The sequence below is a fragment of the Nonomuraea sp. NPDC049649 genome, assembly GCF_040675175.1.
Taxonomy (GTDB): domain Bacteria; phylum Actinomycetota; class Actinomycetes; order Streptosporangiales; family Streptosporangiaceae; genus Nonomuraea.
Window position 1 is genome coordinate 216047 of record NZ_JBFAOH010000002.1, and the last position, 11746, is coordinate 227792.

The window sequence follows — 11746 nt, forward strand, 5'->3', positions numbered from 1 at the left end:
CCTCCTCACGGCGGCGAATCCCTTTTCTCTCTCACGTAAAGGACGCGTACATGACCCAGCACGACGAGCACGTCATCCTCAGCGAGATCCAGGTCCAGACGATCACCGAGGAGCTGCAGAGCCAGCTCATGTGGCGCACTTCGAGGCTGGACGAACTCCGGGCGCTGGTGGAGGGCGGCGGCGGGACCGAGGACGGTTCCAAGCAGAACGTGCTGGCCGACCTGGCCGACACCGAGCGGATGATCGCCGAGATCCGCGACGGCCTGGAGCGGCTGGCGGACGGCAGCTACGGCCGGTGCGACGACTGCGGCACCGTCATCCCGTTCGAGCGGCTGAAGATCCGGCCGCTGACCCGGCACTGCGTGCCCTGCCGCCAGCGGCACGAGGCCCGCTGAGCGTTCGCCGCGCGTCCTTGCCGGGGCGCGCGGCCGTGAAGGTCTACGATAAGGAAACGGGCGGCAACGAATCCGCGATGATCGGCCACGCTCCGTCCCGCCGGGATCGCGTGGCCGGCAGGGCCTGGAGTCTGTGCACGCACGGGGAGGAACGTGTCCGGAGCGCGAGGCGAGACTGGGCGGCGACCGGTTGAGGGGTTCCGGTGAGATCGCAGATCGTGCTGCGCTACCTGCCGTTCGCCGTCTTGCTCGCGGTGGCGGTGACCGACCTGCTCGCCGGTCCCGATCTGGGTTTCCTCCCGCTGCTGACGCTCGGCCCGACGTTCGCCTCGGTGTACGGGAGCGTACGCAGGACCGCGTTCGTGGGCGCGGCCGCGCTGGCCCTGTGCGTGCCGCTGGCGTACGTGCAGGACGTGCTGCTGACCCGGCAGAACAACATCACCATCGCCACGGTCGCGGGCGTCACCGCGGCCAGCATGATCGTCAGCAATCTGCGGCTGCGGCGCGAGCGGGAGCTGGCCAACGTGCGGCTGGTGGCCGAGGCCGCCCAGCGGGTGCTGCTGCGGCCGGTGCCGCGCCGGGCCGCCGACCTGCGGATCGCGCTGTCGTACACCTCGGCGGCGGCGGAGGCGCAGATAGGCGGTGACCTGTACGAGGTGGTGACGACGCCGCACGGGGTGCGGCTGCTCATCGGCGACGTGCAGGGCAAAGGGCTGACGGCGGTGGAGACGGCCGCGTGGGTGCTGGGCGCGTTCCGCGAGGCCGCCTACGACATGACCGAGCTGACCGAGGTGGGCGAGCGGCTGGAGGCCAGCCTCAGCCGCCACCTGAGCGGGGAGACGTTCGTGACGGCGATCCTGGCCGAGGTGCACGAGGACGAGATCTCGCTGCTCAACTTCGGTCACCCGGCGCCGCTGCTGCTCCGCAACGGGGGGAAGATCTTCACGGTGGAGCCGCCGGAGGAGAGCCTGCCGCTGGGGCTGGGGTCTCTGGCGGCCGACCGGCCCAAGCCACACCGGGTGTCGTTCGGCGAGGGCGACCAGATCCTGCTGTTCACCGACGGGGTGATCGAGGCGCGTGACGCCGGCGGCGCCTTCTACCCGCTGACCGACCGCACCTGGCTGCTGGACGCCGGCGATCCGCAGGAGGCCCTGGACGCGCTGCGGGCCGACCTGATCGAGCATGTGGGCGGGCCGCTGCCGGACGACGCCGCCATGCTGCTGCTGCGCCGCTACCCGTCCTGAGCCGGGAGCCTCGGCGAACGTCAGCCCGGTGCCCTCGGCGGGTCTCCGGCGTAAGACCTTGACCGGGTCGGCCGGGGCGACGAGGCCGGGTGAAACTCTCAACGGATAGGGCCGCCGGGGGCTGCGTGGTTCGGATATCCCGCCGTCTCGGGTTCGCCGCTGGACCTGTCCGGGTTCGGGGCGTACTGTTTTGGGCAGTCGTCCAGGGCGGTCGTCCAAGAGGAGGACGTATGGCGGCGGTTCCGACACGGCGGCGGCTGCTCGACGCGGCCGTCCCGCTGATCGTGGAGGCGGGCTGGGGTGGGGTCTCGACGCGGCTGGTGGCCGAGCGGGCGGGGGTGGCCCCGGGGGTGGTGCACTACCACTTCTCGTCGGTGACCGACCTGCTGACGGAGGCGGCCACGGAGGTGACGGGGCGGCTGCTGGAGGAGTTCGCGCGCGGGCTGGCGCGGCAGGCAGATCTCGCGGACGGGGTGCGCTGGATGGTGGCCGAGCTGGGCCGCTACCCCGGCACGGACCCGGCGTCGCTGCTGGGCGTGGAGCTCTATCTGGCCGCGACCCGGCTGCCGGAGCTGCGGGAGAGGCTGCGGGGGCAGGTGCTCGGGTTCCGGGCCGCCGTGGCGGGGTGGCTGCGCGAGCGGGGGTACGCGGGCGACGCGGACGCGGCGGCGGCCGTGCTGGCGGCGGCGCTGGACGGCGTCGTGCTGCACCGCGCGATCGACCCCGGCCTCGATCCGGACCTGCTGGCCGGGCCGCTGACGGCGCTGCTGGGGTCACGATGAGAGCCCTGGTGTGCGGCGCCGGGATCGCCGGGCTGACGCTGGCCTGGCATCTGGAGCGGGCCGGGTGGGACGTGGAACTGGTGGAGCGGGCCGCGGCGTTCCGCGACAGCGGCTACATGATCGACTTCTATGGGCCGGGCGCCGAGGTGGCCGCGCGGATGGGGCTGGGCCAGAGGCTGCGCGAGCTGCGGCACGAGGTGAACGAGATCGGCTACGTGGACCGGGACGGGCGGACCACCAGCCGGCTGGCGCTGCCGCCCGGCATGTACGAGATCACGAGCCTGCTCCGCGGCGACCTGGCGCGGGCGGTCGCCGGCCAGGTGCGCTCGCCCGTACGGTACGGCGTCACCGTGGACGGGGTGGAGCAGGACTCCGGCGGGGTGCGGGTCCTGCTCTCCGACGGGACGCGGCGCGACGCCGACCTGCTGGTGGGGGCCGACGGCGTGCACTCGCGGGTGCGGGAGCTGGTCTTCGGGCCTGGCGAGCGGTTCCTGCGTCACCTGGGCCATCACGTGGCCGCGTACCTGCTCGATGACGAGGAGCTGCACCGGCGGGTGGGGGTGCGCTACCGCATGCTGACCGTGCCCGGGAGGATGGCGGGCGCGTACGCGGTGCACGGCGGGCGGCTGGCGATGATGTTCCTGTACCGGGAGGCGGATCCGGCCGCGCCCGCCGACCCGGCCGCGGTGCTGCGGGAGCGGTACGCGGGGCTGGGCTGGATCCTGCCCGAGGTGCTGCGGCGCTGCCCGGACCCGCCGGAGCTCTATCACGACCAGGTCAGCCAGGTGGAGATGGACGAGTGGAGCCGCGGCCGGGTGGTGCTGCTCGGCGATGCCTGCCAGGCGGTGTCGCTGTTCGCCGGGCACGGGGCGTCGATGGCGATGGCCGGGGCGCGGGTGCTCGCGGAGGAGCTGGGGGCGTCCGGCGGCGTGCCCGCGGCGGCGGAGCGTTACGCGGCGCGGATGCGCGGGCCCGTGGAGCGGGTGCAGCGGTTCGGCCGCCGGTTCGTCAAGTGGATGGCGCCGCCCAGCCGGGCCAGGATCGTGGCGCGTGACGCGGTGCTGCGGCTGGCCGCCCTGCCGGGGGCGGGGCGGCTGCTGGTGGGGCGGCTCGGGCCCGGCGCGGACGACCTGTTCCGTGCGTCGCCTCGTCGGCCTGAGGCATGATCGTGTCTTCTGGGCCGGGTCGTGAAACGATCAACGGAGCGTTGTCCCCCGAGCCAGAAAGACGCGCATGGAGCCTGTCATCCACCACTTCAGGGCCGCCGGGGTCTCCGTGGTGATCGAATGTCCCGCCGACGCCCTGCCCGCCGTCCTGCACTGGGGTCCCGACCTGGGGCCGCTCGACGACCGGGCGCTCGCCGCGCTGGCCGCCTCGCTGCGTCCCCGCCTCGACATGACCGCCGACGTCCCGGTCCGCACCGGGCTGGTGCCGGAGGCCCGTACGGGCTGGACCGGGATGCCGGGGCTGACCGGTCACCGCGCCGGGCGCGACTGGTCTCCGGCCTTCACCTCCGTCACGTACCGGCTCGCGGAGGACGGCGGGACGCGGACGCTGATCGCGGAGGCCGCCGACCCGCGGGCCCGGCTCACGCTCTCGCTCACCGTCGAGCTGCACCCGTCGGGGCTGCTGCGTGCCCGCGCCGGGCTGCGCAACGACCATGACGAACCGTACGCGCTGGAGGCGCTGCACCTGGCGCTGCCGGTGCCCGCGGTCGCGACCGAGCTGCTGGACCTGGCCGGGCGGTGGGCCAAGGAACGGGTGCCGCAGCGGCGGCCGATCACCGTCGGCACCCACCTGCGGGAGGGCCGCGCCGGGCGGACCGGCGCGGACGCCGCGACCGTGCTGTGCGCCACCACGCCCGGCGCCGGCTTCCGGCGCGGCGAGGCGTGGGGGGTGCACGTCGCCTTCAGCGGCAACCACCGCGCCTACGCCGAGCGGCTGCACACCGGCCGCACCCACCTCGGCGGGGGCGAGCTGCTGCTGCCGGGCGAGGTGACGCTCGCGGCGGGCGAGTCGTACCGGGGGCCCTGGGTGTACGCCGCCTATGGGCGGGGGCTGGACGAGGCCGCGCACCGGTTCCACCGGTTCCTGCGGGCGCGGCCGTCGCATCCGCCGGCGCCGCGGCCCGTGGTGCTCAACACGTGGGAGGCCGTCTACTTCGACCACGACCTGGAGCGGCTGCTGGAGCTGGCCGACCGGGCGGCGCGGATCGGCGTGGAACGGTTCGTGCTGGACGACGGCTGGTTCCGGGGGCGGCGCGACGACCGGGCGGGGCTCGGCGACTGGTACGTGGACGAGCGGGTGTGGCCGCGCGGGCTCGGGCCGCTGGTGGAGCGGGTGCGGGCGCACGGCATGCGGTTCGGGCTCTGGTTCGAGCCGGAGATGGTCAACCCGGACTCCGACCTGGCCCGCGCCCACCCCGACTGGATCATGGGCGCGGGTGACCGGCTGCCGCCGACCTCCCGTAACCAGCAGGTGCTCAACATCGCGCATCCGGACGCGTACGCGTACGTCAAGGAGCGGCTGCTGGCGTTGATCGGCGAGTACGACATCGACTACGTCAAGTGGGACCACAACCGCGACCTGGTCGACGCGGGCTGGGCGGCGGGCGGCAGGGCCGCCGTGCACGAGCAGACGCTCGCCCTCTACCGGCTGCTGGGCGAGATCCGCGCGGCCCTGCCCGGGCTGGAGATCGAGTCCTGCTCGTCCGGGGGCGCCCGGGTCGATCTGGGGATTCTGGAGCACACCGACCGGGTGTGGGCCAGCGACTGCATCGACCCGGTGGAGCGGCAGCAGATCATGCGCTGGACCGGCCAGCTGCTGCCGCCGGAGCTGATCGGCAGCCATATCGGGGCGGCGCGCTCGCACACCACCGGCCGCGTGCACGGCCTGCGGTTCCGCGCGGTGACCGCGTTCTTCGGGCATTTCGGGCTGGAGTGGGACATCGCCGCGCTGACCGAGGAGGAGCTGGCGGAGGTGGCCTCCTGGGTCGCGCTGCACAAGCAGCACCGGGAGCTGCTGCACACCGGCACGACGGTGCGGGTGGACGAGGTTCCCGAGGGGTTCCAGGCGCACGGGGTGGTGGCCGAAGACGGATCCGAGGCGATCTTCGCCATCGCCCTGCTGGAGCGCCCGCCCACCTGGCCGCCGGGGCTGCTGCGGCTGCCGGGGCTCGACCCGGACACCGCCTACCGGGTGAGCCCGCTGGTGCCGGTGCCCTCGATGGCCCGGCACGGCGACCCGGAGTGGGTCGCCGGGGAGCATGTGCTCACCGGGCGGGCGCTGGCGGTGTCCGGCATCGGGGTTCCGGCGCTGTCGCCGGACGACGCGGTGCTGGTGCGCCTGACGGCGGTGTGACGGGCGTCGTCGCGCCACGGCCGGCGGGCCCAGGTGCCGGTCCGGCCGGCGGGCCCAGGTGCCGGTCCGGCCGGCGGGCCCAGGTGCCGGTCCAGCCGGCGGGCTGATGTGCGGGTCCGCCGGCCTTCTAGCCCGGCTCTCCCAGTCTCCGGCGTGCCTCCGCCAGTTCCTCGCGGAGCTGCCCGAGCTCGCGCTCCAGCTCCAGGATGCGGCGGATGGCCACCAGGGTCATGCCCTGGTCGGCCATCCGGGTGACGTGGCGGACGATCAGGATGTCGTGGCGCGAGTAACGCCGCTGGCCGCCCGGGGAGCGGCGCGGGCTGATGACGTCGTGCTGGTCGAGGCGGCGCAGGAACGCCTGCTGGACCTGGAGCATCTCGGCCACCTGCCCGAGCGTGTAGAGCGGCGCGTGCTCGTCGTCGATCGGCAGCTCGGACATCGTCGTTTCCTCACGAAGACGGGGGGCGGACGTCCGCCCCCCGGTGCCGCGCCTGGTCGCGTCAGGCCTTGAGCGCCTTGAGACCACTGCGCAGAATCTCGATCTTGCGCGGCTTCGCGCGCTCCAGGACAGGAATCCGTACGGTCAGCACACCGTCCGTGTAGGCCGCCTCGATCTTGTCGCTGTCGAGGTGCTCCGACAGGTAGACGCGGCGGGTGAAGGTGCCCATCGGGCGCTCGGCCACGAAGCGCCGCTCGCTGTCGAAGTCCTGCTCCTCACGGCGGGCGCTGACGCTGAGGACGCCCCGGTCGACGGTGACGTCGATGGAGTCGGGGTTGACGCCGGGCAGGTCGAACCGGAGCACCACGTCCTCGTCGCGGCGCACGCCGTCCATCGGCATGACGGCGCCACCGTTGAAGGCCTGACGGGCGAGCCGGTCGAACTGCCGCTCGAACTCCTGGATGAACGGGTCGATGGTCGTCAGGAGCATGTCTGAACCTCCTCGCTGGCTCTCGGCTAACCTCTAACTGCACTTACAGGTTAGCTCCAAGTTGACAAGAAGGCAAATGGCGCTATCCTGCCCCGTTCCCTCGGCCGGGCAGGGCGCGGAAGACCGTCCCCTCGCCTGTCAGCGTGAACCCGGGAGTGCCCGCGGGGACGAACGCCGACTCGCCCGCGCCGAGACCGATCTCGCCCGCGGCGGCCCTACCTTCCGTGCAGAGGAGGATCTGCGGCACTCCGCCCTTCACGGTGTGCGCGGCGCCCTGTGCGAGGTCGTGGCGGACGAGGGCGAACTGGGTGACCGGTGGGTGGTAGCCGTGGGCGCCGCCGTCGGTCGACGGGTGGATGCTGTGCGGGGGCGACGGGGTGAAGTCGACGATCCGCATCAGCTCGGGCACGTCGCGGTGCTTGCCGGTCAGGCCGCAGCGCAGCACGTTGTCGGAGTTGGCCATGATCTCCACGGCGACGCCGCCGAGGTAGGCGTGCGGGACGCCCGCGCCCAGGAAGATCGCCTCGCCTGGCTGGAGGCGTACGTGGTTGAGCAGCAGGGCGGCGGTGACGCCGGGATCGCCGGGGTAGATCCGGGCAAGCTCCGCGTACACCTGAATCTCCGTGCTGCCCGCGCCGTGGGTGGTGTCTTCCCGCCCGTCAGGGGTGGAGGTGGTCGCGGGGATGCGGGTCAGGGCTTGTTCGAGGGCTTCGCGGGGGGTCTTGGAGTCGTCGCTGAGCATCTCTTGGAACACTTGGCGCAGCGCTTCGGTGGCGGGGCGGGTCCGCAAGGTCTGCACCCAGGGGGTTGTCTCGGGGACGTTCAGCCTCTCCAGGAGGTCCGCCGCCTCGGCCGGGGGGCGGAAGCCGCACAGGCCGTGGAACGGGGTGAGGGCGCAGACCATCTCCGGCTTCGGGAACGGGTCGCGGTAGGTGCGCGCCGGGTCGTCGATGGGCATTCCGGCGGCCTCTTCGCGGGCGAAGCCTGCTTGCGCCTGCTCGGCCGTGGGGTGGACCTGCAGTGACAGGGGGCCGTCCACGGCCAGCACCTTGAGCAGGTAAGGAAGGCCGGGGCCGGACGGCCCGACCATGCCCTCCGGGTCGCGGGCGATCAGCTCGGTGAGCGGGACGCCGCCCGCGGTGGACGGGGCGGCCGGGTGGGCGCCCATCCACATCTCGGCCTGCGGCTCGCCGGTGGCGGGGGTGCCGAACAGCTCGGGGAAGGCGGTCGGCGACCCCCACGCGTAGGGCTGGATGACCGGGGCGAGCCGCATCGGTGCCGTCACGTCGTCTACTCCTCGGGGGCAGGGCCAGCGGACGGCACCAGTCTAGGGATGATCGTTCAGCGGCGGCCGCGTCGGCGGTCCACGTGCAGCCGGCCGATCTCGTGGGCCGGCGATGCGGACCGGCCTGGCCGACGGGCCGCGGAGTTCGGCGGCGCCGCTCGCGTCGTAGCGCAGGACCGTGGCCACCGCGGTCGCCTGGGCGGGCGCGGTGGCCAGTAGTGCGGCCAGGGCCGAGGACGAGGCAGGGCGGCTCCTCAGCCGGTCGCGACGGGCGCGGTCGAGCCCCGCACCACGAGCTCGGTGGCGAGCTCGATGTGGTGGGAGTCGATGCGCTCGCCTGCCGCCAGCCGCAGCGCCCGCCGCAGCGCCACGCCGCCCATCTCGCGCAGCGGCTGGCGGACGGTGGTCAGCGGCGGCGAGGCCATGCGCGCTATCTGGGTGTCGTCGAAGCCGACCACGCTGAGGTCGTCCGGGACCCGCAGCCCGCGGCCCCGCGCGGCCTCCATCACGCCGAACGCGGTCTCGTCGCAGCCGGCGAAGATCGCGGTCGGCGGCTCCGGCAGGGCGAGGAACGCGGACCCGGCCGCGACCCCGTCGCCGTAGCGGAACCGGCGGTGCTGGATGTACTCCTGCCGGACCGGCGCGCCCTCGGCCTCCATGGCGGCGCGGTAGCCGTGCAGCCGCGCCTGGTTGCACGCCGCCGTGGCGGGACCGCCCAGGTAGGCGATGCGCCGGTGGCCGAGGGAGAGCAGGTGCTGGGTGGCGGCCAGCCCGCCCGCGAAGTTGGTCGACCCGACGCTGGTCACGCGGGTGCGCGGCAGGTTGAGCGGGTCGATCACGACCAGCGGGAGGTTGGCCTCGGCCAGCGCGGCGAGCTGCGCGGAGGTCAGCTCGCTGGTGACCGCGATCAGGGCGCGGCGGCCGGACGCCGCCAGCTCCCTGGCCCACTTGCTGGTGCGCTCGCGGCCTCTGCGGATGCTGATGACGACCGACACGCCGAGCTCTCCCCCGGCCCGGACCGCGCCCTGGATGATCTCGCTGGAGTACGCGTTCAGGTCGGCGTCGAACTGCAGCTCGATCGTGCAGGCCTCGGCGCCGCGCCGGGGCGGCGCGGCGACGTAGTCGTGCTGCCGCAGCGCCGACAGCACCAGGGAACGGGTCGCCGGTGCCACGTCGCTGCGGCCGTTGAGCACTTTGGAGACGGTGGCGACCGACACGCCGGCGGAGGCCGCGATCGTGGCCAGCGTCGGGCGCTTGGGTCGCACGGCTAGTCCCGTCCCCCCACCGGTCGCACGTCCACTGGTGTGTGGAGCCGCCGGTCGTGGCCCGCCTCCCGCAGCGGCCCGGTGAGCCGCACGGTGCCCGAGCACGGCAGGTCGCGGGCGGAGGTGCCGGCGAACACCTCGATGTCGCCGGGCTCGACGATCCGCTTCAGGTCGCGGCCGGTGAACGCGGTGCGGTCGGCGTGCACGTGGAAGACCACGTCGGCGGCCTCGCCCGGCTCCAGCCGGACCCTGGCGAACCCGGTGAGCTGCCGGACCGGCCGGGTGACCTGGGCGAGCACGTCGTGCAGGTAGAGCTGGACGACCTCGTCGCCGGCGCGCGAGCCGGTGTTGCGGACCCGGACCGAGACGGTGAACTCGCCGTCGGTGGGCACCTCGGTGTCGCTGATCCGGAACTCGCCGAGCTCGAAGGAGGTGTACGAGGTCCCGTACCCGAAGGGGAAGAGCGGGGTCGGGTCCACGTTGCTGATGCCGTCGCTGTCGGCGCCGAGCGGCGGCTGCAGGTAGGTGTGCGGCTGCCCGCCGGGGGTGCGCGGGATCTGCACCGGCAGCTTGCCGCCGGGCTGGACGCGGCCGGACAGCACGCCCGCGATGGCGGCGCCGCCCTCCTGGCCGGGCATGAACGCCTGGACGAGGCCGGCGGCCCTGGGGTGGACCTCGCCGAGCGAGTACGGGCGGCCGGAGACCACGACCACCACGACCGGGGTGCCGGTGCCGGCCAGCTCGAGCACCAGGTCCTCCTGGACGCCGGGCAGGCGCAGGTCGTCGGCGTCGCAGCCCTCGCCGGAGGTGCCCTGGCCGAACATGCCGGCCAGGTCGCCGACGACGGCCACGCACAGGTCGGCGTCGCGGGCCGCGGCGGCCGCGGCGGCGAAGCCCTCGCGGTCCGGGGTCCGGACGTCGCAGCCTCGCTCGTACACGATCTCGGCGTCCGGCAGTTCGGCGCGGAGCGCGTCGAGCACGCTCGGCGCCTCCACGCCGAGGCCGAGGCCGGGGTGGCGGGGCAGCACGTGGTTGGGGAAGGCGTAGCAGCCCATGAACGTGCGCGGGTCGTCGGCGCACGGCCCGACGACGGCGATCCGGCGCGGCGCCGTGCGGTCCTCACCGAGCAGCGGCAGCGCGGTGCCGGCGTCGAGCAGGATGACGGACCGCTCGGCCAGTTCGCGGGCCAGCTCCCGATTGGCCTGCGAGTCCAGCTCGACGGTCCCGGCATCGCTCACCGAGTCCTCCGGGGTCCAGCCGGCGTCCAGCAGCCCGAGCTGCGCCTTCTGGATGAGCAGGCGGCGCGCCGCCCGGTCGATCAGCTCCTCGGGCAGTTCGCCGCGGCGGACCCGTTCGGCCAGGTGCTGGCCGAAGCCGAGCGTGTCGGGCAGCTCGATGTCGAGCCCGGCGGTGAGCGCCTGCACGCCGGCCTCGGCGGCGTCGGCGGCGGTGAGGTGCATGGTGGCCAGGAACGGAATGGACCAGTAGTCGGAGACGACGGTCCCGGTGAATCCCCAGTCGTCGCGGAGCACCTCGGTCAGCAGCCACGGGTCGGTGGCGGCGGGGACGCCGTCGATGTCGGAGTAGGAGTTCATCACCGAGCGGGCGCCGCCCAGCTCGATGGCCGTCTCGAACGGCGGCATGATCATGTCCATCAGCTCGCGCCGGCCCATCGGCACCGGGCCGTGGTTGCGGGCGGCGCGTGAGGCGGAGTAGCCGGCGAAGTGCTTGAGCGTGGCGATGATGCCGGCGCTCTCCAGTCCTCGCACGTACGCGGAGCCGATCATCGAGACGAGGTACGGATCCTCGCCCATGGTCTCCTCGACCCGGCCCCACCGGTAGTCGCGGACCACGTCCAGCACCGGCGCCAGGCCCTGGTGGACGCCGACGGAGCGCATGTCGCGCCCGATCGCGGTGGCCATCCGCGCCACCAGATCGGGGTCGAACGTGGCGGCCCAGGCGATCGCCGCCGGGTATACGGTCGCCCCATAGGCGGTGAATCCGGTCAGGCACTCTTCGTGGACCAGCGCGGGGATGCCGAGCCTGGACTGCTCGACCACCTCGCGCTGCAGCCGGACCACCTCGGCGGCGCCCTCGGCGGGACTCACCGGCTTGCTGCCGTGCACGCGGGTCAGGTGGCCGATGCCGAGGCGGACGGCGTCCCGGAACGAGGAGGTGTTCGCGGCGGCGAACACGTCCTGCAGCGGGGCGACGTTGCCCGTGCCCCCCTCCTCGGGGTCGGGGGCGACCTCGGGGTCGCCCATCGTGTTGCCCTCCCACCGGCTGCCGAGCTGCGCGACCTTCTCCTCCACCGTCATCTCGGCGAGCAGGGCGTCCACCCGCTCCTCGACCGGAAGGGTGGGATCCTGCCAGGGGCGGAGGGTCGACCCCGCCGCCGGCGACCGATCCAGAGCCGTCATTGATCGCTCTCCTTAGAGGGCGGCTCTTTGCCGCAAAGTTTCGAAATGTTTCGGGCGCCTGTCACG

The 11746-nt window shown here is 73.7% G+C and carries 10 protein-coding genes; 5 read left to right on the forward strand and 5 right to left on the reverse strand.

The genetic code is table 11. The features are described from left to right. Positions 1-50: 50 nt before the first annotated feature. The 5 genes from AB0J42_RS04245 to AB0J42_RS04265 all read left to right on the forward strand — a co-directional run bounded on the left by AB0J42_RS04245 (position 51) and on the right by AB0J42_RS04265 (position 5781). Positions 51-395 (forward strand): TraR/DksA C4-type zinc finger protein, encoded by a 345-nt coding sequence (locus tag AB0J42_RS04245; protein ID WP_364288708.1) that lies wholly within the window; start codon positions 51-53, stop codon positions 393-395. Between the two features lie 203 nt (positions 396-598). Further along, positions 599-1639, forward strand: a complete 1041-nt coding sequence (locus tag AB0J42_RS04250) for a PP2C family protein-serine/threonine phosphatase (RefSeq protein WP_364288710.1) — start codon at positions 599-601, stop codon at positions 1637-1639. Positions 1640-1869: 230 nt separating this feature from the next. Then, positions 1870-2421 carry a TetR family transcriptional regulator gene (locus AB0J42_RS04255; protein WP_364288712.1) on the forward strand — a complete coding sequence of 184 codons (552 nt, stop codon included), beginning with the start codon at positions 1870-1872 and terminating at the stop codon, positions 2419-2421. Continuing rightward, the gene (locus AB0J42_RS04260; RefSeq protein WP_364288714.1) at positions 2418-3587 is read left to right on the forward strand and encodes an FAD-dependent oxidoreductase; all 1170 of its coding nucleotides are present in this window, start codon (positions 2418-2420) and stop codon (positions 3585-3587) included. Before AB0J42_RS04255 ends, AB0J42_RS04260 begins: the two co-directional genes overlap by 4 nt. A gap of 67 nt (positions 3588-3654) precedes the next feature. Then, positions 3655-5781 (forward strand): alpha-galactosidase, encoded by a 2127-nt coding sequence (locus tag AB0J42_RS04265; protein ID WP_364288716.1) that lies wholly within the window; start codon positions 3655-3657, stop codon positions 5779-5781. 127 nt (positions 5782-5908) lie between these two features. Here AB0J42_RS04265 and AB0J42_RS04270 read toward each other — a convergent pair whose 3' ends face one another. From AB0J42_RS04270 to AB0J42_RS04290, 5 genes are all read right to left on the reverse strand, one after another. Further along, entirely contained in the window at positions 5909-6220 is a 312-nt protein-coding gene (locus AB0J42_RS04270; RefSeq protein ID WP_364288718.1) for a MerR family transcriptional regulator, read from the reverse strand. Positions 6221-6281: 61 nt separating this feature from the next. Continuing rightward, positions 6282-6710: an Hsp20/alpha crystallin family protein gene (locus AB0J42_RS04275; protein WP_364288720.1), complete on the reverse strand. Its 429-nt coding sequence runs from the start codon at positions 6708-6710 to the stop codon at positions 6282-6284. A gap of 82 nt (positions 6711-6792) precedes the next feature. Beyond that, positions 6793-7995, reverse strand: coding sequence for a mannose-6-phosphate isomerase, class I (gene manA / locus AB0J42_RS04280; RefSeq protein WP_364288721.1), 1203 nt, complete (start codon positions 7993-7995; stop codon positions 6793-6795). 254 nt (positions 7996-8249) lie between these two features. Next, complete coding sequence (locus AB0J42_RS04285) at positions 8250-9260, reverse strand: substrate-binding domain-containing protein (protein ID WP_364288723.1); 1011 nt, start codon at positions 9258-9260, stop codon at positions 8250-8252. A gap of 2 nt (positions 9261-9262) precedes the next feature. After that, entirely contained in the window at positions 9263-11680 is a 2418-nt protein-coding gene (locus tag AB0J42_RS04290; protein WP_364288725.1) for a glycoside hydrolase family 3 N-terminal domain-containing protein, read from the reverse strand. Positions 11681-11746 lie beyond the last annotated feature (66 nt).

Coding starts and splice junctions, on each gene's coding strand:
- AB0J42_RS04260 (WP_364288714.1), top strand. CDS start 2,418: ATGAGAGCCCTGGTGTGCGGCGCCGGGATCGCCGGGCTGACGCTGGCC.
- AB0J42_RS04275 (WP_364288720.1), bottom strand. CDS start 6,710: ATGCTCCTGACGACCATCGACCCGTTCATCCAGGAGTTCGAGCGGCAG.
- AB0J42_RS04265 (WP_364288716.1), top strand. CDS start 3,655: ATGGAGCCTGTCATCCACCACTTCAGGGCCGCCGGGGTCTCCGTGGTG.
- AB0J42_RS04290 (WP_364288725.1), bottom strand. CDS start 11,680: ATGACGGCTCTGGATCGGTCGCCGGCGGCGGGGTCGACCCTCCGCCCC.
- AB0J42_RS04245 (WP_364288708.1), top strand. CDS start 51: ATGACCCAGCACGACGAGCACGTCATCCTCAGCGAGATCCAGGTCCAG.
- AB0J42_RS04270 (WP_364288718.1), bottom strand. CDS start 6,220: ATGTCCGAGCTGCCGATCGACGACGAGCACGCGCCGCTCTACACGCTC.
- AB0J42_RS04255 (WP_364288712.1), top strand. CDS start 1,870: ATGGCGGCGGTTCCGACACGGCGGCGGCTGCTCGACGCGGCCGTCCCG.